The sequence below is a fragment of the uncultured Lutibacter sp. genome, from assembly GCF_947495725.1.
In the GTDB taxonomy this organism is placed as follows: domain Bacteria; phylum Bacteroidota; class Bacteroidia; order Flavobacteriales; family Flavobacteriaceae; genus Lutibacter.
This window is the reverse complement of record NZ_CANLZZ010000001.1, coordinates 318958-343691: the sequence shown is the minus strand read 5'-3', so window position 1 is coordinate 343691 and position 24734 is coordinate 318958. Positions and strand designations below refer to the sequence as shown.

The 24734-nt window shown below is 31.2% G+C and carries 22 protein-coding genes; 6 read left to right on the top strand and 16 right to left on the bottom strand.

Going from position 1 to position 24734, the window contains the following annotated elements; translation table 11 throughout:
• The 7 genes from hypE to Q0776_RS01260 all read right to left on the bottom strand — a co-directional run bounded on the left by hypE (position 1) and on the right by Q0776_RS01260 (position 8611).
• Positions 1 to 1026 (bottom strand): hydrogenase expression/formation protein HypE, encoded by a 1026-nt coding sequence (hypE, locus tag Q0776_RS01290; protein WP_298363848.1) that lies wholly within the window; start codon positions 1024 to 1026, stop codon positions 1 to 3.
• Between the two features lie 3 nt (positions 1027 to 1029).
• The gene (hypD, locus tag Q0776_RS01285) at positions 1030 to 2118 is read right to left on the bottom strand and encodes a hydrogenase formation protein HypD (protein ID WP_298363847.1); all 1089 of its coding nucleotides are present in this window, start codon (positions 2116 to 2118) and stop codon (positions 1030 to 1032) included.
• Positions 2115 to 4370, bottom strand: a complete 2256-nt coding sequence (gene hypF / locus Q0776_RS01280; protein WP_298363846.1) for a carbamoyltransferase HypF — start codon at positions 4368 to 4370, stop codon at positions 2115 to 2117. The genes hypD and hypF overlap by 4 nt, the downstream gene beginning before the upstream one ends.
• 31 nt (positions 4371 to 4401) lie before the next feature.
• Positions 4402 to 4935 carry a hydrogenase maturation protease gene (locus tag Q0776_RS01275; RefSeq protein ID WP_298363845.1) on the bottom strand — a complete coding sequence of 178 codons (534 nt, stop codon included), beginning with the start codon at positions 4933 to 4935 and terminating at the stop codon, positions 4402 to 4404.
• Between the two features lie 76 nt (positions 4936 to 5011).
• Complete coding sequence (gene cybH / locus Q0776_RS01270; protein WP_298363844.1) at positions 5012 to 5728, bottom strand: Ni/Fe-hydrogenase, b-type cytochrome subunit; 717 nt, start codon at positions 5726 to 5728, stop codon at positions 5012 to 5014.
• A 10-nt stretch (positions 5729 to 5738) separates the two neighbouring features.
• Entirely contained in the window at positions 5739 to 7475 is a 1737-nt protein-coding gene (locus Q0776_RS01265; protein WP_298363843.1) for a nickel-dependent hydrogenase large subunit, read from the bottom strand.
• Between the two features lie 11 nt (positions 7476 to 7486).
• Positions 7487 to 8611, bottom strand: coding sequence for a hydrogenase small subunit (locus Q0776_RS01260; protein ID WP_298363842.1), 1125 nt, complete (start codon positions 8609 to 8611; stop codon positions 7487 to 7489).
• Between the two features lie 227 nt (positions 8612 to 8838).
• Between Q0776_RS01260 and hypA the strand changes: the two genes are divergently transcribed.
• The 4 genes from hypA to Q0776_RS01240 all read left to right on the top strand — a co-directional run bounded on the left by hypA (position 8839) and on the right by Q0776_RS01240 (position 11284).
• On the top strand, positions 8839 to 9180 hold the full coding sequence (gene hypA, locus Q0776_RS01255; protein ID WP_298363841.1) for a hydrogenase maturation nickel metallochaperone HypA: 342 nt from the start codon (positions 8839 to 8841) through the stop codon (positions 9178 to 9180).
• 12 nt (positions 9181 to 9192) lie between these two features.
• Positions 9193 to 10020 carry a hydrogenase nickel incorporation protein HypB gene (hypB, locus tag Q0776_RS01250; RefSeq protein WP_298363840.1) on the top strand — a complete coding sequence of 276 codons (828 nt, stop codon included), beginning with the start codon at positions 9193 to 9195 and terminating at the stop codon, positions 10018 to 10020.
• A gap of 118 nt (positions 10021 to 10138) precedes the next feature.
• On the top strand, positions 10139 to 10396 hold the full coding sequence (locus Q0776_RS01245; protein ID WP_298363839.1) for a HypC/HybG/HupF family hydrogenase formation chaperone: 258 nt from the start codon (positions 10139 to 10141) through the stop codon (positions 10394 to 10396).
• Positions 10397 to 10441: 45 nt separating this feature from the next.
• Entirely contained in the window at positions 10442 to 11284 is an 843-nt protein-coding gene (locus Q0776_RS01240; RefSeq protein ID WP_298363835.1) for a sulfurtransferase, read from the top strand.
• Between the two features lie 23 nt (positions 11285 to 11307).
• On the opposite strand, the gene Q0776_RS01235 is transcribed toward Q0776_RS01240, so the two are convergent.
• Entirely contained in the window at positions 11308 to 11838 is a 531-nt protein-coding gene (locus Q0776_RS01235; protein WP_298363832.1) for a thioredoxin family protein, read from the bottom strand.
• Between the two features lie 132 nt (positions 11839 to 11970).
• Positions 11971 to 13488, bottom strand: coding sequence for a 2,3-bisphosphoglycerate-independent phosphoglycerate mutase (gene gpmI, locus Q0776_RS01230; RefSeq protein ID WP_298363830.1), 1518 nt, complete (start codon positions 13486 to 13488; stop codon positions 11971 to 11973).
• 262 nt (positions 13489 to 13750) lie between these two features.
• Between gpmI and Q0776_RS01225 the strand changes: the two genes are divergently transcribed.
• Entirely contained in the window at positions 13751 to 14161 is a 411-nt protein-coding gene (locus Q0776_RS01225; protein ID WP_298363828.1) for an ankyrin repeat domain-containing protein, read from the top strand.
• Positions 14162 to 14204: 43 nt separating this feature from the next.
• On the opposite strand, the gene Q0776_RS01220 is transcribed toward Q0776_RS01225, so the two are convergent.
• Complete coding sequence (locus Q0776_RS01220; RefSeq protein ID WP_298363827.1) at positions 14205 to 14975, bottom strand: M48 family metalloprotease; 771 nt, start codon at positions 14973 to 14975, stop codon at positions 14205 to 14207.
• 211 nt (positions 14976 to 15186) lie between these two features.
• Between Q0776_RS01220 and Q0776_RS01215 the strand changes: the two genes are divergently transcribed.
• Positions 15187 to 15498 carry a rhodanese-like domain-containing protein gene (locus Q0776_RS01215; RefSeq protein WP_298363826.1) on the top strand — a complete coding sequence of 104 codons (312 nt, stop codon included), beginning with the start codon at positions 15187 to 15189 and terminating at the stop codon, positions 15496 to 15498.
• 52 nt (positions 15499 to 15550) lie between these two features.
• Here the strand turns inward: Q0776_RS01215 and Q0776_RS01210 are convergent, their stop codons facing one another.
• The 6 genes from Q0776_RS01210 to alaS form a co-directional block, all read right to left on the bottom strand.
• On the bottom strand, positions 15551 to 16201 hold the full coding sequence (locus tag Q0776_RS01210; RefSeq protein WP_298363825.1) for a response regulator transcription factor: 651 nt from the start codon (positions 16199 to 16201) through the stop codon (positions 15551 to 15553).
• Positions 16202 to 16248: 47 nt separating this feature from the next.
• Positions 16249 to 18195, bottom strand: coding sequence for a sensor histidine kinase (locus Q0776_RS01205; RefSeq protein WP_298363824.1), 1947 nt, complete (start codon positions 18193 to 18195; stop codon positions 16249 to 16251).
• 139 nt (positions 18196 to 18334) lie between these two features.
• Positions 18335 to 20191 (bottom strand): PQQ-binding-like beta-propeller repeat protein, encoded by a 1857-nt coding sequence (locus tag Q0776_RS01200; RefSeq protein WP_298363822.1) that lies wholly within the window; start codon positions 20189 to 20191, stop codon positions 18335 to 18337.
• A gap of 272 nt (positions 20192 to 20463) precedes the next feature.
• On the bottom strand, positions 20464 to 21006 hold the full coding sequence (locus tag Q0776_RS01195) for a DUF6252 family protein (RefSeq protein ID WP_298363820.1): 543 nt from the start codon (positions 21004 to 21006) through the stop codon (positions 20464 to 20466).
• Between the two features lie 77 nt (positions 21007 to 21083).
• Positions 21084 to 22028, bottom strand: a complete 945-nt coding sequence (locus Q0776_RS01190; protein ID WP_298363818.1) for a GSCFA domain-containing protein — start codon at positions 22026 to 22028, stop codon at positions 21084 to 21086.
• 86 nt (positions 22029 to 22114) lie between these two features.
• Entirely contained in the window at positions 22115 to 24727 is a 2613-nt protein-coding gene (gene alaS / locus Q0776_RS01185; RefSeq protein ID WP_298363809.1) for an alanine--tRNA ligase, read from the bottom strand.
• Positions 24728 to 24734: the final 7 nt, after the last annotated feature.

The window sequence follows — 24734 nt, the reverse complement described above, 5'->3', positions numbered from 1 at the left end:
CTAACAAATCCTTGGTAATTGCTCACCAACTAACGGACTCACAATTCGTTTTCCACCAATTAAGCTTTGCATAACTACTTTGTTAGGGTGTTCAGAAGTAATCTTTCCAATAATCGCAGCATTTTTTCCTTTGGAATGATTTTGCATCAACTCTAAAACTTCATCTTTAATAGAAGCATCTACAACGGTTAAAAACACACCTTCGTTAGCAACATACATTGGGTCTAGACCTAACATTTCACAAGCTGCAGCAACTTGTTTTTCTAACGGAATATCAATTTCCCTTAAAGCTACACCAACTGAAACATCGTTCGCTAATTCGTGTAAAACAGTTCCTAAACCTCCACGAGTTGGATCTCTAAACAGTTTTATTTTATCACCAAATTCATCTAATAAATCATTCACCAAAAAGTTTAAATTGGTTGAATCACTTTCAATAGTAGATTCAAATTGCAGACCTTCACGTTCACTCATAATTGCCATTCCGTGTTGAGCAATAAATCCGTTTACTAAAATAGCATCACCTTCTTTTATATTCTGAACCGAAATATTTGCCTTTGGATGCATTGCTCCAAATCCGGTAGTATTGATAAAAATTTTATCTCCTTTTCCTCTTTCAACAACTTTGGTATCTCCAGTAATAATCAAAACTCCACTTTCATCAGCAGCTTTTTTTATGGATTCCACAACTTGAACAAATTCTGAAACTTTCATTCCTTCTTCAATAATAAAAGCTAGTGATAAATATTTTGGAATTGCTCCACACATTGCTACATCATTAACTGTTCCGTGAACGGCTAGTTCACCAATATTTCCGCCTTTAAAAAAGATAGGTGTAATAACAAAACTATCGGTTGAAATTGCCATTTTCCCATCAATTTGCACAATAGAACCATCGTGTTTTTGATCTAAATACGGGTTGCTAAATGTTTTAAAAATAATTTTATCTAACAAATCACGTGTTAACTCTCCACCGCTACCGTGACCTAAATTAATGGTTTCAAAACCTAAATTATCTATACTCATACCTTAAATTGTATTATTTGAAAAATGAAAATAGGCTGCGCACGCTCCTTCCGAAGACACCATTGGAGCTCCCAACGGATTAGATGGCTTACAAGTTTTACCAAACTCACTGCAATCAACGGGTTTTTTAATTCCTCTTAAAATTTCACCAGCAATACATTTCGAATTTTCAGGGACTTTAATATTTCCAATGCCAAATTTTGTTTCCGCATCGTATTTTTTATATGCTTCTTTAATTACATAACCACTATTTGGAATTTCACCAATTCCACGCCATTCTCTTGCTCCAACTTCAAAAACAGTTTGTATCACTTTTATTGCTGAAGCATTTCCTTCTTCTTTAACTGCTCTTGCATACTGATTTTCTAATTCTTGTTTTCCTTCTTCCAATTGTTTCACGGCCATATATATCCCTTGAACCAAGTCTAACGGCTCAAAACCAGTTATCACTATTGGAATTTTATACTTTTCAACCAACGGAACATATTCTTGAGTTCCCATAATGGCGCAGACGTGCCCTGCACCTAAAAATGCATCAATAGAACACAATTCATCATCTAAAATAGCTTCCATTGCAGGTGGAACCAAAACGTGAGAAACCAAAATTGAGAAGTTTTCTACTCCTTCTTTTTCTGCATGCAAAACCGAAAGAGCATTTGCTGGAGCTGTAGTTTCAAATCCAACAGCAAAAAACACAACTTCTTTTTTAGGATTTTCTTTTGCAATACTTACTGCTTCAATTGGTGAATATAAAATCCGTAAATCTCCACCTTCAGCTTTGGCCTCTAATAAGCTTTTTTTACTTCCTGGAACACGAATCATATCTCCAAACGAACATACAATTACACCTTGTTCTAATAACTCAACAGCTTTGTCAATTAAGTTTAATGGAGTTACGCAAACCGGGCAACCAGGACCGTGAATCATTCGCACATTTTCAGGTAATAATTCTAAAATTCCATTCTTCACCAAACCGTGCGTTTGTCCACCACAAATCTCCATAACATTCCAAGGCTTTGTGGTGATTTTATGTAATTCATCCAACAACTTTTTTGTTGCTTCTAAATTTCTATATTCGCTTAAATATTTCATTCTTTAATGTGTAAATAATGCATTATTTGTCCAAAAGATACATTCTCATCATTAGGCGATAATTCTTTATGAAAATACAATTTTAATTCTTTAGGTGCTAATTCTAACAACATATCCACCAAGGTTGTATTTTGAAAAACACCGCCACTAAATGCAACGTTTTTAAATCCTTTTTTATCAGCAAAGTTTATTATTGAAGTTGTCAATGTATACAAGAAATTACAAATTATTTCCTCTTTAGGAATTTCCTTTTTTACATCCTTATAAATATTTATGATAATTTCTTTGGCAGAAAACCCATTTGAACTCACTTTACAATACAGTTTACAATTGCTTAAATTATAATCTGAAATTGAATTCTCTAACAAAATTGCTGCTTCACCTTCGTAAGTGTTATAATCGGTTATATTTAACAATGAAGCAACTGCATCAAACAATCTTCCTACAGATGATGTCTTAAGCTTATTTTGAGATTTTAAATAGGTGTAATTTTTAATTTCTGAAGGTGAAAATTTCTCTTCTAAAATAGGTTTCATTTCTTCTGAAGCTAAAGCAAATAATGAAACTCTTGGCTCTTTAGACATTTTATCACCTAACAACCAATCGAAATTCTCAACTTGTGCAATTCGTTCTATGGAATTGTTTTCATATTTAAAAAAATCGCCGCCCCAAATATTTTTATCATCTCCGTAACCAGTTCCATCAAAAACAACTCCTAAAACTCTTTCACCCCACAAATTGTATTCACCTATAATTGAAGTAAAATGAGCTTTATGATGTTGAACTTCTATTAATTTAGCATTGTGCTTTTCAGCTAATTCTTTTCCGTATTGAGTGCTTTGATACAGCGGATGTTTATCTACCAAAATAACTTCGGGCTTTTGTTCAAAAAGCTGAATAAAACCTTCTGAAGTTTCAGTAAATCGATTGTAAACATCAAAATCATCTAGGTTTCCTAAGTATTGACTTACATATAAGTTTTCATTAGGATAAAAAGCAATGGTACTTTTTAAATGTGCTCCCATTGCCAATATTTTCTCTGTTGAATTTACTTTAATATTTAAATAATTTGGAGCAAAACCACGCGAACGTCTAAACAAAACTTCTTGCTGAAATTTAGTGCTGTACTTCAATACAGAATCATCTTGTGGATGCTCAATTTTTAAATTGTGTTGTAAAAAATAATCTGCTACATCTTTTAACTTTGTCAACGAATCATCAATTTTAGAAATAATTGGAGAGCCGTGAATATTTCCACTAGTTGCAACAATTGGAAACTCTAATTTGTTAGCCAACAATTGTAAAATGCCGGTATAAGGCAATAGTACTCCCAACTGATTTAAGTTTGGAGCAACACTTTTTAAAGCAATATTTCCTTTATAGTTGTTTAACGAAATTATGTTAATAGGCCTTTCTGAAGATTGTAAAGAATTGATTTGTTTTTTATTCAATTCAACTTCATTTTGAAGGAATTTTAATGAAGGATATAAAACCGCAAATGGTTTATTTGGCCTGTGTTTTTTAGTTCGAAGCTGTTGAACAACTTCACTATTTTCAGAATTGCAACATAATAAATAGCCGCTTGTATTTTTAATGGCAATTATTTTCCCTTGAGAAAGTAAGTTTGCTACTTTTTCAAAAAGTTCAGAATTATCAACTTGAATCTTTTCACCTAAATTATTAACCAATTTCAGCTGAATTCCACAGGTTTCACAAGTATTTGTTTGCGAATGAAAACGTCTATCAGCAGGATTTGTATATTCCTTTACACAATCTTCACACATAGGAAAATCATCAATACTTGTTTGGGCTCTTTCAAAAGGAAAAGTTTGTGTAATCGACCATCGTGGACCACAATTCACACAAGTTGTAAACGCATAATCCACTCTTCGGTTTGTAGAGTCTTTTAATTCATTCTCGCAATCTTTACAAATGGCAAAATCTGGAGTTAAGGGCAAGTTTAATTGACCTTCTTTTTCTGAAGGAATTATTCTAAAATCTTCAAAATTTCGAACTTCAATTTCTTCAATATAACTATCTTGAATTTTAGAAACCGGAGGAGGAAAATTAATTAATTTATTATAGAAATTTTGAATATTTTCATCTTCTCCAGAAACAAAAATAATCACTCCTTTTTCATTATTTGAAACTGTTCCTTTTAATGAAAATTCAATAGCAAGTAAATACACATGTGGACGAAAACCTACGCCTTGTACTTGTCCGGAAACAGAAATTTTGTAGGTTTTAATCATTTAAATTCACGTAATAATTGGTTACGTAAATTTACACATTTTTTGTGTGAAGTTCTTTAGCTAGCTGTAATATGTTATTAACCAATTCAGGGATTGAATCTTTCACTTTTTGAGACAATTCAACTGTCATAGGATTTATTTCTTCTATTGAAACTGTAAACAAATGTATATCTGGAACGTGATCCATTAAATACACCGCTTCAATCATGTCTTTTAAACCAACATCATGTACGCTTAACGCAGAAGGGAAATCTGATGCAAATTTGGGTTGTATTAGAGAAATAGTTCCTGCAGGATTTCCATCCATAGTGGCATCTATAAAAATAACTGTTGAATAAGCTTCAAAACAATTTAATAATAAAAAGCCACCAGTGCCACCATCTAAAATATCAATATGTTGAGGTAATTTATGGGTTCCCATTTCTTGAATAACCTGAACACCAATCCCTTCATCTCCCATTAAATAATTTCCAACCCCCATTACTAATATACTTTTAGATTTGTCTTTTTCAAAAAAGTAGGAATCGCTACAAATGGCAATGGGTGTTCTCTCTTTTAGATTCATTTTTTTAATTTTAAAAAAACAAATTCATTATCATAAAATGTATTAATAGAATGAATTTATTTAGATTTTCGGATGATTAATTTTTGTTTTCGTCTGTATTATCCTTTTTAATTCTGTCTTCTCGTACAAACTTATAACCTCCAAACATTGAAGAAACTTCACCACGACCTTCTAACCAATCATGATAAAAAACTAAATAAATATGAACTAAACTAAAAAAGATAAATATCCACATTGTTATATGATGAATGGTTCTCACCATAAAATCGCCACCTAGTAATGGGCTAACCCAACCAAAAAGTTTTGGTAACCACCACCCCGATGTGTCGGTGTACAATGCAAAACCAGTAAAAACTTGAATAAGGGCCATTAAAAATAAAACTAAATAAGATAATGATGCAACACTATTATGTCCAATACTTATTTTTTTTACATCTGGATGATCTTCATTTAGTAACATGATATCTATTTTTAAAACATGCCAAAAATTATTCCACATTTTTTTACTAAATGGCCAAAAAGCTTTCCAACTTGCGTATTTATTTCCTACAAAAGACCAATATATTCTTAAAATCATATTGAAAAAGAAAATATACGCAGCTGAGAAGTGAATAAACCTTACAATTCCAAATGAATGTAAATTTGTTGCCTCGGCGCTAGACTGAAGTGCAGGTGGATTGGCGATTAAAAACCCCGTAAGTGTAAGAATAATTATTGATAGGACATTTACCCAATGAAAAAATCTGACAGGTAATTCCCAAACCATTACTCGTTTAAAATTTTTAGTTTCCATAATTTAAATTTTAACTATCACAACTAGCAATATTTTGAACTTGAGAAATATGTTTTCCATGTTCATCATATAAATGAACAGCACAAGCTAAGCAAGGATCAAAGGAATGAATGGTTCTAATAATTTCCAATGGTAGATTAGGATCGGCAATAGGTGTTCCAATTAAAGCTTCTTCATAAGCCGATCGCTGTCCTTTTGGGTCACGAGGTGATGCGTTCCAAGTAGAAGGAACTACCAATTGATAATTTTCTGTTTTCTCATCTTTAATCTTTATCCAATGTGCTAATGCGCCTCTAGGAGCCTCACAATATCCTACACCTTTTGTTTCATTTGGCCATGATGATGGTTCCCAACTATCTGTGTTTGCCATGCGTTCATCCCCATTTTTAATATTATTCATAAGGGTGTTGAAAAATTCTAATGTCCAATTAGCAACTAGCTGTGTTTCAATTCCGCGAGCTGCAGTTCTTCCTAATGTAGAGAATAACGCATCTACAGGAACATTTAAATGAGACAATGCGCCATTTACAGCATCTTGTATTTCTTTATTACCTCTTCCGTATCCCACCAATAATCGAGCAAGCGGACCAACTTCCATTGGTTTTCCTTTCCAACGAGGTGTTTTAATAAAACTATATGCTTCTTCAACATTTAAATGTTCATATGGAGGTTTTGGTCCGGTATACTTAACCTTAGTTTCACCATCCCATGGATGTCTTCCTTTATCTTTACCTTCAGTATAATTATCGTACCAAGAATTGTTTACAAACTCTTTTATTTCTTCCGAACTTCTATGATCCACATCATGTACTTTGGATAAATCATTATTTAAAATAACTCCTTGTTGAAATTTAAAACTTGATAAATCTGCATATCCGTTTGTAGGGAAATCTCCATAAGACATATAGTTTCCAATTCCTTTACCCACGGCTCCCCAATCTTTATAAAAGGAAGCAATTGCTAATAAATCTGGGATATAAACTTTATCTATAAAATCTTTACCTTCTTTCAATAACTTTTCAACGTGCATTAAACGTTCTGCATTTAAGCCACCTGCACCATCAGAATTTATGGCGCAAGACATACCTCCAACTAAGTAATTTGGGTGTGGATTTTTACCTCCAAATATAGTATGAACTTTTACTATTTCTTTTTGCCATTCCAATGCTTCCAAATAATGTGCAACCGCTAATAAATTTACTTCAGCAGGTAATTTCATTTGAGAATGTCCCCAGTATCCGTTTGCAAATATTCCAAGTTGCCCGCTTTCCACAAATTTTTGAACTCTCTTTTGTACATCTGAAAAATAGCCAGGTGAACTTTTTGGCCAGTTAGAAATACTTTGTGCTATTTCTGAAGTTTTTTTAGGGTCTGCTTTTAAAGCATTAACAATATCTACCCAATCCAGTGCGTGTAAATGATAAAAATGTACCGCATGGTCATGCATATACAAAGCACCTTCCATAATATTTCGAACCATTTCGGCATTTGGCGGTATGGCAATTCCTAAGGCGTCTTCAACGGCTCTTACAGATGTTAATGCATGAACAGTTGTGCAAACCCCACAAGTACGTTGCACAAACGCCCAAACGTCTCTTGGGTCTCGCCCCTTCACAATGCTTTCAATACCTCTAACCATGGTGCTTGAACTAAAGGCATCTACTATAATGCCATTTTTTATTTCTGCTTCTATTCTTAAATGACCCTCAATTCTGGTAATTGGATCAACTACTATTCTATTTGCCATTATTATATGTTTTAAGAATCAATATTTTTTTCATTAGATTTTCCTCTGTTAATTCTATCCATTAGTTCCTTTCTTTTTGAAATGTTAGCGGCAATTGCATGTAAAGCTAAACCTCCAGCTAATACTCCAGCAGTAACCTTACCTACTGTATCAGCATTACTTTCTACAGCAAAACCAGGAACTTTTGTTGTTCTCTCATAAAATGGTCCATTGTCCCAAAATTCTTCTTCACTACAACCAATACATCCATGACCAGACTGAATAGGAAAGCTTACTCCATTATTCCATTTCATACTAGCGCAAGCGTTATATGTCATAGGTCCTTTACAGCCTAGTTTATATAAACAATATCCTTTTTTTGAATTATCGTCATCAAATGTTTCAGCAAATAGCCCAGCATCATAATAAGGTCTTCTGTAACAAGTATCATGAACTCGTTTGCCATAAAAAGCTTTTGGTCTGCCTAAACGATCTAATTTAGGTAGACGTCCAAAAGCAACAACATGCATAATAACACCTGCCATAACTTCCCCAATTGGTGGGCAACCAGGCACTCTAATAATTGGTTTGTTTTTTACAATTTTGTGAATAGGTGTTGCTTCTGTTGGATTTGGTTTTGCTGCCTGCACACATCCGTTTGATGCACAACTTCCCCAAGCAATAATTGCTTTAGCACCTGCCGCTGCTTCTAAAAATGTTTCTTTGGCCGATTTCCCAGCAATACAACAATAATTTCCATCATCGCCTAACGGTATTGAACCTTCAACACATAGAATGTATTCTCCATGATATTTTTTCATGGTTTCAGCTTTTGCTGCTTCAGCTTGATGTCCGGATGCGGCCATTAACGTTAAAGAATAATCTAATGATATTCGATCTAAAATGATATCAGCCACAATGGGATGATTGGACCGAATAAAAGATTCACTACAACAAGTGCATTCTTGATAATGTTCCCATATAACAGGTAGTCGAGGTGTGTTTTCTAATGATTGTGCAATTTGACCAACCATGGAGGATTCTAATCCCATAAAAGCAGCCATATAAGTAGAGAATTTCATAAAATCTCTACGACTATAACCTTGGTTTATGATACTTTCATAATAGGTTTTTCTGTTTTCGTTATTGGTAGACATATGTATTGAAGTTTAGTGTAACAAAGATTTTTTGGTGTTTAAAAAAATCGTTACTCTAAGTTATAATAAAATTTGATAAGTTTTACCTTAAGTAGTTAATTTAGAATGTTTTAAAATAAGACTGTATTGTCTTTATTAAGTAACAATTGTTACTGTGTTTAATAACTAATAATTATCATAGGTTTATATGTGTTATTTTATGTAATTTTGATAAGAACCTAAAAATTATGCATGAATTATCTATAGCTTTAGGAATTGTTAAAATTGCTGAAGATGAAACGGCAAAGGCAAAAGCAGAAAAAGTTACTAAGATTGAATTAATTGTAGGAGTGCTTTCTGGTGTTGAAATTGATTCTTTAGAATTTGTGTGGTCATCAGCTGTTAAAGATTCGGTTTTGGAAAAGGCAGAATTGGAAATTACTAAAGTTCTAGGAAAAGGTAAGTGTGCTGATTGTGATACAGAATTTGAAATGGAGAATATTTATGATGTTTGTCCAAAATGTAGCAGCAATTTTAAAGGGATATTACAGGGGAAAGAGTTAAGAGTAAAAGCATTGGAAGTTATTTAAAAATATTTAATTATGTGTGGAACTTGCGGATGTGGTACCGATGAAAACGGACCAACAATTTTAAAACCAGGAGAACATACCCCTTCTCATCACGAACACAATCACGAAGATCATCATCATCATCATGATCATGATCATCATCATCACGGGCCTAGACATTCTCATAATCACGATCATTCACACAGCCACAAACAGCGTGTAATTGAAGTTGAGAAAGATGTGCTTCAAAACAACGATATATTAGCCGCTAGAAATAGAGGTTATTTTGAAGCTAAAAATATTTTCACTCTAAATTTAGTAAGTTCACCTGGAAGTGGTAAAACTTCTATTTTAGAAAAAACATTGGTAGATTTAAAAGATAAAATTCCTTTTTATGTAATTGAAGGAGATCAACAAACATTAAATGACGCCAATAGAATTGACGCTCTAAATATTCCAGTTGTTCAAATTAATACAGGAAAAGGCTGTCATTTAGAAAGCGATATGGTATATGATGCGGTGAAAAAACTGGATATGAAAAACAACTCCATTTTAATGATTGAGAATGTAGGGAATTTAGTTTGTCCATCTATGTTTGATTTAGGCGAAAATAAACGCGTTGTAATTATAAGTACTACAGAAGGAGAAGATAAACCTATAAAATACCCTGATATGTTTTATACGGCTGATGTTTGTATTATTAATAAAATAGATTTACTACCTTATGTAAATATTGATGTTGAAAAATTGAAAAAATTTGCCTTACAAGTAAATCCAAACTTACAGATTTTTGAAGTTTCAGCAACAAAAGGTGATGGAATGGAAATGTGGTACAATTGGTTAAAAGAAAATTTGGTTTAAAAGGTTGCAAATTTTGTGTTAACGATTGAAGTGGCATCCTTTTTTATAGTGTAACGGAGAAAAAGATACAAGGGAAAGCGTGACCTGAAAGGTAACACCCAAAGCAATATTAAAAATTATGTGTTTATCAATACCTGGAAAATTAGTTGAAATTACGAACGAACTAGACGAAATTTTTAGAACTGGAAAAGTTTCATTCGATGGAATTTTGAAAGAAGTTAGCCTAACGCTTGTTCCAGAAGCCCGAGTTGGCGATTATGTATTGGTTCACGTTGGTGCAGCAATTTCAACCATAGATGAAGAAGAAGCCAAGAAAACTTTTGAACTATTAAAACAACTCGATGAACTCCACGAGTTGGAGGATGGAGAAGAGTAACTTTTTTAATTATTAAATTCTGAATAATATTGTATAATGGAGAAAATGAATCCACTTATAAGTGCCGAAGAATTAGTGTCTATTTACAAAGACTCAGAGGTATTAATATTTGATGTTACTAATGGCCCAAATGCTAAGGCTAATTATTTGAAAAACCATTTAGATACGGCATTTTTTGTTGATTTGAATGAAGATTTAGCAACAATAGATAAGGATTTGTCAAAAGGAGGAAGGCATCCTTTACCAAGTATAGAAAAGTTTTCGGTTACATTAGGAAAATTAGGCATTTTAAAAGATTCTCAAGTAGTTATTTATGATAGTAATAATGGAGCAAATGCTGCGGCACGTTTTTGGTGGATGCTAAAAGCTGTTGGGCATAAAAAAGTTCAGGTTTTGGATGGAGGGTTTAAAGCTGCTGAAAAATTTGGATTTCCTATTAATAATAGTGTAGTTTTTTTTAATGCTGTTGAGAAATATGAAGTTTCAAACTGGGAACTTCCAATTGTTCTACTTGAAGAAGTTGAAAATCAGGTTAAAAATGATGACACTTTAATAATTGATGTTAGAGGTGCGGAGAGATATAAAGGGAAAATTGAACCAATTGATACCGTTGCAGGTCATATTCCAAGTGCATTGAATATTCCATTTTCTACTAATTTAAATAATGAAGGATTATTTCTGGATTCAGAAGAGTTGAGGGATAAGTATTTAAAAATTTGTGATGGAAGGGAGGCATCAAAAATTATTGTACATTGTGGATCGGGTGTAACTGCTTGCCATACTCTTTTGGCATTTGATGTTGCAGGTTTGAATATTCCTAATTTATATGTAGGTTCTTGGAGTGAGTGGTCTAGAAATAATAAAGAAATAAGTACAGATATTGTCTAATTTTTATTAACTCAAATAGAAAATCACTCTTCATATGAGTGTTTGTATTCTTTTTCGCTTACAATTTTTAAGAAATCTTCTTCTATTGACTCTCTTGGGTATTCAACAAATCGACCAATTTCAATTCCATTTTTATAAAAAATAAAAGTTGGAACTCTGTTAATGTTATATCCTTTTTGAAGGTTGTTTGGAGATTTTTTAGATTGATCTAAACAAACCATTTCTAATTTTTTAAAATTAAATTCAGCCGCCTCGAGCACTTTATAAAACGCAGGTGTTTGTTCTTGACTATCGCCACACCATGTTCCCATAAAAGCTTTTATTTTTACTGTATTTATAATTGGTTTTAGCTTATAAATTACCTCTTCGTTTATTTCATATTCGTTATAGTTAAAACTAAACCATTCGTTAAAAGGTTCCTGCAAAAAATTATTTTTTGTTACCAATCCAATCAAATCACCATCTTTATTTAAAGTGGCATTTGTTGTTGTTTTTGAAGTTCCACAACTTAGTAGGATTGTTAGAATTATAATTCCGAATATTTTAAATTTCATTTGGTATTATTTTATGTAGTAAACCCACAAATTTAATTAATAAAAGTTTGGAGTTTTAATTGAATTAATAAAATATAAAAAAAATCCTGTAATATTACTTACAGGATTTTTTTTATGAAATAAGGACTTTTATTATACCAAAGAATGACGGGTCATTTCTTTTGGTTGTTCTATACCCATTAAATCTAAAATAGTTGGTGCAATATCTCCTAAAATACCATCTTTTACTGCTTTTATGTCTTTATCTACTACAATAAAAGGAACGGGGTTTGTTGTATGAGCTGTATTAGGTGATCCATCTGGATTTTTCATAGTTTCACAGTTACCGTGATCGGCAATAATTATTGTTGTATAATCATTTTCTGAAGCTACTGTTACAACATCTTTAACACACTCATCAACTGCTTCACATGCTTTAATTGCAGCTTCCATAACTCCGGTATGACCTACCATATCTCCGTTTGCAAAATTTAAACAAACAAAATCGACATCGCCTTCTTTTAATTCTGGAATAATTGCATCGCGAATTTCGTACGCACTCATTTCAGGTTTTAAGTCATAAGTTGCTACCTTTGGAGAAGGACACAATAAACGTTTTTCTCCAGTAAATTCTTGCTCTCTTCCTCCTGAAAAGAAAAATGTTACGTGAGGGTATTTTTCTGTTTCAGCTATCCTAATTTGTTTTTTGTTGGCGTTTTCTAAAACTTCACCTAAAGTATTTTCTAAATTAGCAGTATTATAAATTACGTTAATTCCTTTATAAGTTTCATCGTAATTAGTAATAGTTACGTAATGAAGTGGAATTGTTTTCATTCCAAATTCAGGATAATCTTGTTGGGTTAAAACCTCCGTTAACTCTCTACCTCTATCTGTTCTATAATTAAAGAAAATAACAACATCATCTTCGCTAATTTTAGCTTTAGGATTTCCTTCGGCATCCGTCATAATAATTGGTTTGATAAACTCATCAGTTACATCATTATCATAACTAGCATTCATACTAGCAACTGCATCGGTAGATTTTTCACCTACAGCATTTACCATTGCATCATAAGAAGTTTTAACTCTTTCCCAACGTTTATCTCTATCCATTGCAAAATAACGTCCTGTAATTGAAGCTATTTCTCCAGTAGTTTTAGCCATATATTCTTGAATCTCATTAATAAAATAAGTTCCAGATTTTGGATCACAATCTCTACCATCTGTAAATGCGTGTAAATACACATTTTTAGCATTATTTTCAGCAGCTACATCAAGCAATCCTTTTAAATGATCAATATGAGAATGAATTCCACCGTTAGAGACCAATCCTAGCAAATGAATATTTTTATTGTTTTCTTTAGCATAAGCAATAGCATCTAATAATACTTTTTCTTGACCTAAAGTTTTTTCTTTTACAGCCATATTAATTCTTACCAAGTTTTGGTAAACAATTCTACCTGCACCCAAGTTCATATGACCAACTTCACTGTTTCCCATTTGACCAACTGGTAAACCTACATGTTCACCATCGGTACGTAAACTAGCATTTGGGTAAATGTCGTATAAACTATCTATATATGAAGTTTTTGCATTAAAAATTGCTGATACTTTAGGGTCTTGTGTAATTCCCCAACCATCTAAAATCATTAAAATTACTTTCTTATTCATTCTGAAATCTATTTAATTTTGAAGAGCAAATATACAAAGATATAGCCTTAAGAGCCTTATTATTAGGTTTTAAATTGTGTTTAAAATTACTAAAACGATTGCGAAATTTAAACTTATGACATATGTCAATGATTTGAGGTATTTTGTTTGTTTTTTTAAAATAACTAAAGGTTAAAAAATTGTTAATTGGCCATATTTGATGTAACGGTATTAAAATTAAGCAGTCTTTTAGATATAACTTTTAACTTAAAACTAAATCAAAATGAAAAAATTAATCTTAGCATTCGCACTATTTACAGGAGTATTAGTATCAGCAAAATCAATCGAACCAAATTATTTAATTTCTAGTTCGCATTCTTATTTAACAAACGTAAATTCGTTTTGTAAGCAAATTCAAATGGGTAATTATGAAATGGTTGAAACCTTAATAAATGAAGGAGTTGATGTTAATAAAAAATCAACAGGTTTAACACCATTAATGTTTGCGGCTAGGCATAACAAGGCAAAAATTGCAGCATTATTAATTAAAAATGGGGCAAGATTAAAAACAAAATCTGATAGAAATGGAATTACAGCTTTAGAATTTGCAGAATTGTCTAATGCAAAAGATGCCTATGAAGTTATTAATAAAGCGCTTATTGAGGCAAAAAAGAATAAGAAGAAAAGAAGGTAAAATATAGAAAATAAAAAAAGGCTGTTTTTAAAACAGCCTTTTTTTATTTTCTATATTTTTTAATTGCTTCTTTAATTTTTTCAATTCTATTTTCTGGATCTGGATGTGTACTCATTCTTTCTGGTGTTCTATTTGGTCCTGCAGCCGCTTTTAAAATTTCCATAACACCAATTAATTCAGCAGGATTGTAACCAGCGTCAATCATAAATTTTACACCTAAATCATCACTTTCTAACTCATCATCTCTTCCATAACTCATATTTATAACATTGGCAATTGCCGCGGCTCCTTGTGCTGTGCTAGGGTCAAAACCAACAGCTACACCGCTTAGTATTCCTTGTGTTAATCCTTGTTTAGCCATTCTCTCGGCCGAATGTCGACCAACTACGTGACCAATTTCATGACCTAAGACTCCGGCCAATTGATCTTCATTTTCTAATTTTGAAAATAGGGCATAAGTTATAAATATTTGACCTCCAGGTAAAGCAAATGCATTTATAGTTTCGGGATCTCTTAAAAGATGAAAATCATACCTGTAATTTGTTTGTTTTGCAACACTATTGTTAACCAGTTTTTTTCCAACTTCATCTACAAATTTTTGATATTTTTGGTCTGGATATAATCCTCCGTGCTGCTGAGCCATTTGAGGAGCACTTTGTAAACCAATAGCAACTTCTTCATCTGTTGTCATTGAAATGTGCTGTTTTTTACCAGTATATTCGTTTACTTCACTATTAGAATAGTATTTAAAAAACGAAAACAATACAATACCAATTCCTATTATTAGTTTTATTTTAAAATTCCCTCTTCTCATTTTAATTTATTTTGGTTAAATATACAAAAGATATTTTTTTATAATTATGAAACAATTATTGCTAAAAAGTCACTCTATTTAAAAAAAAATTACTCGTTATTAGGTTTATTTATAAGGTGTTAGAATGTTTCTGAAAAATAAAACAGTAACTAGTGTTACTATTTTTAGTATTTTATCTCTTATATTTGCGCAAAATTTAAAATAAAAAAGAATGAGTTTTTTCGGTTTATTTGGAGGAGGTAGTGGAGAAGGATCAATAGAAGAATATTTAAATGACGGAGCTGTTGTTATTGATGTAAGAACAGTTGAAGAGTTTAAAAGTGGGAATGTTAATGGTTCGAAGAATATAGTTTTAAACACAATTCCTGGAAAAGTTGCAGAGATTAAAGCAATGAATAAAAAAGTAATTGCAGTTTGTAGAAGTGGAGCACGAAGTGGACAAGCAACTTCATTTTTAAAACAACAAGGGATAGATGTTATAAACGGTGGACCTTGGCAAAATGTTGCTAAGTTTGTAGAATAAGTTTTACAGCATATTTAATAAAAAAAGAGAAGCAATTGCTTCTCTTTTTTTATTAAATTAAATTGTGTTTTCTAGCTTTTGAAATAGCTTCAATTTTATTGTGTACTTGTAACTTTTTATAAGTATTCTCAATGTGTTTTCTAACAGTTGAGGGTGAAATAAACAAGTTTTCGGCAATGGCATTATAGTTTAGTCCCTTACTTAATTGTTCTAAAATATCAGTTTCACGGTTGGTGAGTTTTATTTCTTCTAATTCTTTTGAATTTGTTATTGAAAGCGGATTGCGTAGTAGTTTTAGTGTTTTAAGTGCTATACTTGGAGTCATTGGTGCTCCACCAGAAACAACTTCTAAAATGCTTTTATTTAAATTTTCGGCATCAATTTCTTTTAATAAATAACCATTTGCTCCAGCCTTAATGGCATTAAATATATTTTCATCGTCATCAAAAACAGTGAGCATTATTATTTTTATTTGTGGATATTTGTTTTTTATAATCTCTGTTGCCTTAATTCCATTCATTTCTGGCATTTGAATATCCATTAAAACAACATCAATATTGTGGTTTTCTTCTAATTTCCCAATCAATTCTGCTCCATTTTTCCCTTTAAATTTGTAGTCTAAATTTGAGAAAAAGGATAGCTTTTCAATAACTGATTTAGCTAAAAAACTATTATCTTCGGCAATGGCTATTCTTAATTTCATAAAATAAGTTTTAACTTTATAAAAGTAGTTTTTATGGTTAAGTAAAACTATAAGGCATTTGTCTTATTTTTTAAACAATTAATGGTAATTGTAGTTCCTTTATTTACTTTTGATTTTATATGTATTGTTCCTCCAATTTCTTCAATTCTTTTTTGCATATTTTCTAGTCCATTACCTAGTTTTATGTTGTGTAAATCAAACCCAATACCATTATCGGTTATGGAAATTTCAATAATTTTTTCATTTTCAGAAATGTTGACTGCTATTTCAGTTGCGCTAGAATATTTTATAGAATTATTTATCGCTTCTTGAATAATTCGAAAAACATTTATTCCTTTAATTGATGTAAATGTATAATCTTCAGAAATTGAAGTACTAAAGCTAAACTTAATATTAGTTGTGGCAGTTTTAGCTTTTTCAATAAATGATAAAATTCGAGTTTGAAAATCTTCAAAAGCTATTTCGTTTTTATTCAATGCCCAAATTGTATCTCTTAATTGTGCAATGGTACCATTGGCAAATTGATTAATTTCGGAGAGTTTATTTTTTAGTTTTTCATTAGTTGAATCTGTTAAAAACTTTAAATTATCGATCGATGATATTATAAATGTTAGTTGTGAGCCAATATTATCGTGTAAATCTCGCGAAATTCGTAATCGTTGATCTTGAAGTTTGTTATAAGTTTGAGCTTCTTTAAGTTTTAATTTATTTTTATATTCTCTTCTTTTGTGTTGTTGCCGTTTAAATAAACTAAAAGAAACAATACTGAAAATTAAAAACCCTGAACCAAGTAAGACAGTATAAAAGTTTTTATTTTTAATTTCTAATTCATTTTTTAAAAGTTGTTCTTTTTGTTGTGAAATTTCTTTTTCTCGTTTTGCCGTATTGTATTTTTCTTGAATATCGGCTATTTCTTTAGTAATTCTAGAGTTAAATATACTATCCTGGGAAATGGAATATAATTTTTGATAATGAATGATACTATCTGTATTTTTTCTGAATGCAAAAAACGAAAGTAACGCCTTATAGCCTTTCATTTCTAATTCTTTTGCATTTGTTTTTTTAGCTAATTGCAGCCCTTTTCTCAAATTTTTTTCTGCTTTTGTTAAATTACCTGTGGATAAGTACAAATCGCCAATGTTTTGTCTTACACTGGCAATACCGTAATTATCATTTAGTTTTTCTCTTAACTGTAAAGATTTGTTGAAATAATTAATTGCTGCATCATTTTGATTTTGATCTTTTAAAATTGCACCGTAATTATTATAAAGAGCAGAGAGTTCTTGTTCATTATTGTTTTTTTTAGCAATTTCAATCCCTTTTTTATAATTAATGATACTTTCTGTTGTATCTTTTAAAAACAGATAGGAGTTTCCAATATTAGTATAGGATTGAAGTAACCCAAATTCATCATTTAATTCCTCTCTAATTTTTGCAACTTCTAAATGCTCTTTTAGGGCTTTATCATATTGTTTTAAATTAAAATAAATGTTGGCAATATTATTTTTAATAAGCGCTATATAACGTGTGTGATTTATGTTCTCATAAATCTCTAGAGCTTTCGTATTGTAAAATATGGCCGAGTCCATTTTAAAAATTCTCTGATATGAAATTCCCATTTTATTGTAAAGACTACCAATACCTAAAGTGTCATTATTTTTTATTCTAAGAGCTAAAGCTTTTTTATAAAATGAATTAGCCGTATCAAAATTTGATAGTTTATAATGAATTATACCAAAATCATTATATGCTTGTGCTTCTCCATTTAGGTTGTTGGTTTTTTTAGATAAATCCAACGCAATATTACCAAAATAAAATGCCGAATCTGTCGAAATACCGCTGTAGTACCAACACAAATCACCGTAAGCTTTAATTTTTAAGGAATCGGATTTTTCAGTTTTTATCAGTATTTTTAAACTGTCAATAATTTTGCTTTGTGCGCAAGCTATTGAAACAAAAAAAACTGAAAATAAGATGGTTAGTTTTAGTTTCATAAATAGTTAGTTTTAACTAAAATACAAAAAAAGAAATAAGAGATTTATTCTAACTTTATTAATAAAAAAATTTATTAATAGAAAAAAGACTGCTTCAACTTGTAGAAATTGAAACAGCCTTGGAAAAAGAAATTGAGTCTTATTTTTTTAAATCGTATGCGTTAATAGTATTACTACTAGCCATATAATATAAAAAACCACCCCACTCATCAACTTCATATTCTGGTTTTTTGTCATTTAGAATAATTTCTTTAACAGGTTTACCGGTGTCTTTACTTATTTTTACAAGTCCAACTCCATTGTCTAATTTAGAGAGTATAAATTGTGCATTTTCAGTAGCGGCTGTAGCTTTAAATCTTCTAGACATTTCATTAAAAGAGGCTGAACCAATTGCAGCAAAAGCATCTGAAGTACGTTTCATTTGAGCACCATAACTATTATACTGTCCCATATAGTTTTTGTTTGCGCCAGCTCTTCCTGCAGCATCCATTGCTACGGCTGTTGAGGCTACGGCTAAAGTGGCTAATGCAATTTTTGCAAAAGTACTTTTTCCTGGAGATTTGTAATATTGATGAAATTTTTCGCTTCCATCAAAATTTAACATCATAATATTTTGGTCTGATGTTAATAATAGACCTCCATCTCTAATTTCTAAATTGTTAGGATCTTCTTTTTCTTCAAAATTATAGGATGCCAAGTTACTTATGTCTCCAGAATCTTCATTTATAGCAATCATTTCCTCACCGGTACTAATTAAATACCTTTTATTATTTTGATCATAAGTGCTTGTTACAGCTTTGGCGCGTTTGTATTTTATAGGTTTATTCCAAATGGATTCACCAGTTTCTAAATTAATAATATTTGCATCTTCATCAGTAATGTAAATCATTCCTTTATTGGTTAAAGCCATAGTATGAATGTTTTCTCCTGTTTTTAGTGGTTTTTTAAATAATGCATTTCCATCAAATGAAATTTTATTAATACCTCCTTCTTGTAAACCAAACAGAATACCATCATCCATAATATAAAAATGTTGCACATAACCTTTTGTTTTAGGAGCTTTTTCCCATAAATCTTCGCCATTAGACGCAGACAAAAAAGAAATATTACTTTGGGCTTTTGCAGCGGCTAATTTAGCGATACCCTTTTTTCCAGAAGAGGCAACATCACTAACTATTGCCAAACCTTTTGGTGTAATTTCAAAGTTAGTTACAAGTCCTTTTAGTTTTTTACCATCAGACCACATTTCTTTGCCAGAAGCGCTCACTTTATGAACTTCATGGTTTTTACCTTTATTAATAAAAGCGTATAAAGAATTATCTTTTGCAGGCTCCACGAATGACACATTTTTTAAATCAAGAGTCCAAGTTTCGTTTCCAGTTTCAATATCAATTCTATATAACCTTTTGTAGGTTGAAACAATTAAGCCTCCATTTATAATTTTTGGTGTTCCTGTCATTGCTTCACTACCTTTAAGTGTTAACAATTTTTCTTCTGCCCCAGTTTCCATATTGTAAATACCAATAGCTTGTGCAAATTTTTCTTTACTAGTACGTTGACCTGATACAATCAATTTATTTTCAGGTAATATTAAAGTAGGTTGTTGCGCAGCTTTCCAACCATTTGCTTTTGTGTCAAAAATTCGTTTACCAGAAACCATATCAATAACACTTTGTTTCGCCGAAATGCCTCCAAAACCAGCTTGTCCAACCATTACATATGGAGTGTTAGGAATTATATTTATTTCTTCCTCTTTTACTTTTCCATAGTCATCAAAATTAAAAGCTAAGTCATTTTGTCCAGGTTTAACTCCAGCTAAACCTTTACTATGTGTAATTAAAAGTACCCCAGAATCTGTAACAGTCATTTTTTCTATTTTTCCTCCAACGTTATACGTATAATCTGAGTTCTCTGCTTTCTGCGCAGTAATTGTTGTTGCAATAGTTATAAATATAACTATTAATAATTTTTGCAATTTGAATTTTTTAGTTTTCATAATTAGAGTATTTTTCTTAGTTTGTGTTAGTTTTATTGAGTTTTTGGAATGCTTAATTCAAAAATCCAATAAAATGCCTCAGAAGTCAATACGACAAATGCCGTATATTTTTAATTAAAAGAGAGGATTTTAGATTAAGTGGCTTTAGTTTCACTTAAGAATAGGGTTAAACTTTAAACATCATCTATAGTTTTTATTTATAAAAAAGGTTACACATTTAGAGCGTAACCTTGATGAGGTATATTAAATGGATAGATTATTAATTTACAATTTTAGGAAGTTTTTTTAGTTAAATTAAATGAACCTTCTGTAATGTTTTTAATTGAATTGTCGCCTAAAACATTCTTGCATTTAAAGTTAAATGTGCCTTTTATATTAGAGTCGGTTTCTTCTGATACCGAAAAAGATCCAATCTTTGTTGCATCATAAGGAGCTTGCCAAATTTCAGTTGTTGAAGCTGTTGGGTTACTTAAGTTAACGTTTGTTTCAGAATAAGACGCGACATTTGTTACACCAATGTTTGCTCCCGTAATGTCATAAGTTCCTGTTCCTGTATATCCAAATATGGTTATTGCAAAAGCATTTCCATCACTATTTGAGGCGATAATAATTAAATTATCTCCTGGTCCAGCATTTGCAACTGTTGCTGACGATGAAATTTCCATAGATTTATATGATTTACCATCAACTTTTGCAGTTAAAGTTCCAGAAGCAGCACTTCCACTTCCTCCTTCATCATCACTTTTTGAGCACGATGAAAATAAAACTAATGACAATGTCATAGTTAATACCATAAATTTTTTAAATGTTTTCATATTAGTTTGATTTTAAAGTTAATACTTCAAAAGTCATAATTATAAAAACCGAAATCAATACGGTAAATGACGTATATTTAAAATGAAATGTTGCGTTTCTCTTTAATTTGAGAAATTTTTTGTTGAAGTTTTTTTAAAAAAAGTTGATGCTGTTTTGAGCTTTCGTTAAATGGTTTGTGTGCCAATCCTTTTTGTATTGTTTCAACCTCGTTCATAACGGAAGTTGATTTTTCGTTAATCCAAACAGTTTTAAATTGTTCCCAAATATAATTGATAGCCAACTCATTTGGGTGGACCATATCTTTATTATAAAAACGATAATCTCGTAAATCATCCATCATAATTTCATAAGAAGGAAAATAATACGTGTTATTCCTTGGCTCTACAATTGTATTAATTGCAGAAATTAAATGCGCCTTGCTAACTGTGTTTTCAACAAAGCCATCTTTTAAATGCCGCACTGGGCTTACCGTAAAAATTATATTTATTAAAGGATTTTCTGCTTTAACAAGTGTAATTATTTTTTCTAGTGAATCAATAATCTCCTCAACAGAAAGTAGTTCTTGCAAAAATTTTTTTTGAGGTACTTTATGGCAATTTCCAACAATAGTATCACTTTCAATATGTCTGTAAATTCTTGCGGTTCCTAACGTAATTATTAAATGTGATGCGTTTTTAAGTTGTTTATTTGTTGAAGTTATTGCCGTATTTAAATTTTGTAAAATTTCTTCTTCGGAAATTGCACTAATATCAGAGTGTGCATCAAAACAATGCCAACGTTCGTTTAAGTTAAATATGTTTTTTTTTGTGAATTCTGTTTCGTTTATAGCATTGGTTAATAAATTTTCAATTGCAATAGGATTAAATAATATACCCAAAGGATTACTAGAAGTTTGAAACTTATAGTAATCCAATTTTTGATAAATATTCTCTGAAAAACAAGAGCCAATTAACAACAATCTAGAATTATAATCTATTTGATTATGTTCTTTTGTAAGTTGTATGTTGGTTCTAAAATTCATAAATATGATGTTCGTCAACCTCTACTTGATTCAGCATCATATGATGAGACCCTGAATCAAGTAGAGGTTGACGTGACAGTATTTAATTAAACAATATATCGTTTTGCTTCGCTTAACGCTTTACCAATTCCTGCTGGATTTTTACCACCTGCCGTAGCAAAAAATGGCTGTCCGCCTCCACCACCTTGGATTAATTTTCCTAATTCTCTAACAACCTGACCGGCATTTAAACCTTTTGTTTCAACCAAACTCTTAGAAATATAACAAGTTAAACCAGCTTTTCCATTGTTTTCAGTTCCAGCAATAAAGAATAAGTTTTCTACTTGGTCACCAATTTCATATGCTAGATCTTTTAGACTATTAGCATCTAAATCTAATTTTTTAGCTAAAAAGTTAATTCCGTTAATAGATTCAACCTCATTAATTAAATCGCCTTTTAAATTTTTAGCTTTATCCTTTAATAAACCTTCAATTTGTTTTTTTAAAGAAGCATTTTCTTCTTGTAAATCTACAATAGCTTTTTGTGGGTTTTTCGGATTTTTAAGAATATCCTTAATTTCATAAAATGCTCTATTGTTTTCAAAATAGAAATCTTTAGTTGCGTCTCCAGTAATAGCTTCAATACGTCTAACACCCGATGCAATTGCACTTTCACTTACAATTTTAAAATGCCAAATATCACTAGTGTTTTCAACGTGTGTTCCTCCACAAAGTTCTACAGAGTTGCCAAATTGAATTGCTCTCACTGTATCTCCATATTTTTCACCAAACAAGGCCATTGCACCTTTGTCTAAAGCAGTTTGCATTGGAATGTTTCTAAATTCTTCTAAAGGTATTTTGTTTTCTACACGTGCATTTACATAATCTTCAACAGCTCTTAATTCGTCAACTGTTAATTTAGAAAAGTGAGAAAAATCGAAGCGTAAATTTTTAGAATGTACTGCAGAACCTTTTTGTTCAACGTGAGTTCCTAATATTTCTCGTAATGCTTGGTGTAATAAATGTGTTGCTGTATGGTTACAAGCTGTTCTAAAACGTTGTTTTTCATCAACAACAGCTTTTAATGTTTGTGTAGGGTCTTTAGGTAAACTTTTGGCAAAATGAATTATTAAATTGTTTTCCTTTTTTGTGTCTACAATATAGATTACGTTTCCGTTATCAACTTCAATATAACCTTTATCTCCAACTTGTCCACCGCCTTCAGGATAAAAAGGTGTCATGTTAAATACTAGTTGATATAACTCACCATCTTTTTTTGATGAAACCTTACGGTAACGTGTAATTTTAATCTTGGCACTTAGTGTATCGTAACCAATAAATTCTTCCACTTCATCTTCTGCTAAAACAACCCAATCATCAGTTTCTACAACTGCTGCAGCTCTAGATCTATTTTTTTGTTTATCTAATTCTATGTTGAAATCAGACTCGTTTAAAGTCATATTTTTTTCAGAAAGAATTAAGGCTGTTAAATCTATTGGAAAACCATAAGTATCAAATAATTCAAAAGCTTTTTTACCAGAAACCTCAGTTCCTTGCGTATTTTTTATAATTCCATCTAATAAAACCAATCCTTGCTCTAATGTTCTTAAAAATGAATTTTCTTCTTCTTTAATTACATTGGTTATTAATTGTTTTTGAGCTTTTAGTTCTGGGAAACTAGCTCCCATTTGATTGCTTAAAGTAGTAACAAGCTTGTATATAAAAGGTTCTTTTTTATTTAAAAAGGTAAATCCATAGCGAATTGCTCTTCTTAAAATTCTACGTATAACATAACCTGCTCCAGTATTAGACGGTAATTGACCATCGGCAATTGCAAAAGCAACTGCACGAACGTGATCTGAAATTACTCTAATAGCAATATCTACTTCTTCGTTTTTACCATAATCATTTTTAGTAATTGCTTCAACTTCTCTGATAAGAGGTGTAAAACAATCTGTATCGTAATTAGATTGTACATTTTGCATTACCATACATAAACGTTCAAATCCCATTCCAGTATCTACGTGTTGCGCTGGTAGTTTTTCTAGAGATCCATTGGCTTTACGGTTAAATTCCATAAAAACTAAATTCCAAATTTCCACAACTTGTGGATGATCCATATTTATTAAACTTTTACCAGAAACTTTTGCTTTTTCTGCTGCAGAACGAATGTCTACATGAATTTCAGAACAAGGTCCACAAGGTCCTTGAGAACCCATTTCCCAAAAGTTGTCTTTTTTGTTTCCGTTAATAATTCGGTCTTCATCAATTAATTCTTTCCAATAATCATATGCTTCTTGGTCAAAACCTAATCCATCTTCTTTTGCTCCTTCAAAAACTGTTACATAAAGGCAATCCTTATCAACATTTAAAACATCCACTAAAAATTCCCACGCCCATTCAATAGCTTCCTTTTTAAAGTAATCTCCAAAACTCCAGTTACCAAGCATTTCAAACATTGTATGGTGGTATGTGTCTTTTCCTACTTCTTCTAAATCGTTATGTTTACCAGAAACACGTAAACATTTTTGAGAATCGGCAACACGTTTGTTAGTTGCCTTTTTTTGACCTAAAAAATATTCTTTAAACGGAACCATTCCGGCGTTTGTAAACATCAAAGTAGGGTCGTTTTTTAAAACCATTGGTGCTGATGGTACAATTGCGTGTTTTTTTGATTCAAAAAAATCTAAAAACTGTTGGCGAATTTCTTGTGATTTCATACGTTAA

Coding starts and splice junctions, on each gene's coding strand:
- hypE (WP_298363848.1), bottom strand. CDS start 1,026: ATGAGTATAGATAATTTAGGTTTTGAAACCATTAATTTAGGTCACGGT.
- hypD (WP_298363847.1), bottom strand. CDS start 2,118: ATGAAATATTTAAGCGAATATAGAAATTTAGAAGCAACAAAAAAGTTG.
- hypF (WP_298363846.1), bottom strand. CDS start 4,370: ATGATTAAAACCTACAAAATTTCTGTTTCCGGACAAGTACAAGGCGTA.
- Q0776_RS01275 (WP_298363845.1), bottom strand. CDS start 4,935: ATGAATCTAAAAGAGAGAACACCCATTGCCATTTGTAGCGATTCCTAC.
- cybH (WP_298363844.1), bottom strand. CDS start 5,728: ATGGAAACTAAAAATTTTAAACGAGTAATGGTTTGGGAATTACCTGTC.
- Q0776_RS01265 (WP_298363843.1), bottom strand. CDS start 7,475: ATGGCAAATAGAATAGTAGTTGATCCAATTACCAGAATTGAGGGTCAT.
- Q0776_RS01260 (WP_298363842.1), bottom strand. CDS start 8,611: ATGTCTACCAATAACGAAAACAGAAAAACCTATTATGAAAGTATCATA.
- hypA (WP_298363841.1), top strand. CDS start 8,839: ATGCATGAATTATCTATAGCTTTAGGAATTGTTAAAATTGCTGAAGAT.
- hypB (WP_298363840.1), top strand. CDS start 9,193: ATGTGTGGAACTTGCGGATGTGGTACCGATGAAAACGGACCAACAATT.
- Q0776_RS01245 (WP_298363839.1), top strand. CDS start 10,139: ATGTGTTTATCAATACCTGGAAAATTAGTTGAAATTACGAACGAACTA.
- Q0776_RS01240 (WP_298363835.1), top strand. CDS start 10,442: ATGAATCCACTTATAAGTGCCGAAGAATTAGTGTCTATTTACAAAGAC.
- Q0776_RS01235 (WP_298363832.1), bottom strand. CDS start 11,838: ATGAAATTTAAAATATTCGGAATTATAATTCTAACAATCCTACTAAGT.
- gpmI (WP_298363830.1), bottom strand. CDS start 13,488: ATGAATAAGAAAGTAATTTTAATGATTTTAGATGGTTGGGGAATTACA.
- Q0776_RS01225 (WP_298363828.1), top strand. CDS start 13,751: ATGAAAAAATTAATCTTAGCATTCGCACTATTTACAGGAGTATTAGTA.
- Q0776_RS01220 (WP_298363827.1), bottom strand. CDS start 14,975: ATGAGAAGAGGGAATTTTAAAATAAAACTAATAATAGGAATTGGTATT.
- Q0776_RS01215 (WP_298363826.1), top strand. CDS start 15,187: ATGAGTTTTTTCGGTTTATTTGGAGGAGGTAGTGGAGAAGGATCAATA.
- Q0776_RS01210 (WP_298363825.1), bottom strand. CDS start 16,201: ATGAAATTAAGAATAGCCATTGCCGAAGATAATAGTTTTTTAGCTAAA.
- Q0776_RS01205 (WP_298363824.1), bottom strand. CDS start 18,195: ATGAAACTAAAACTAACCATCTTATTTTCAGTTTTTTTTGTTTCAATA.
- Q0776_RS01200 (WP_298363822.1), bottom strand. CDS start 20,191: ATGAAAACTAAAAAATTCAAATTGCAAAAATTATTAATAGTTATATTT.
- Q0776_RS01195 (WP_298363820.1), bottom strand. CDS start 21,006: ATGAAAACATTTAAAAAATTTATGGTATTAACTATGACATTGTCATTA.
- Q0776_RS01190 (WP_298363818.1), bottom strand. CDS start 22,028: ATGAATTTTAGAACCAACATACAACTTACAAAAGAACATAATCAAATA.
- alaS (WP_298363809.1), bottom strand. CDS start 24,727: ATGAAATCACAAGAAATTCGCCAACAGTTTTTAGATTTTTTTGAATCA.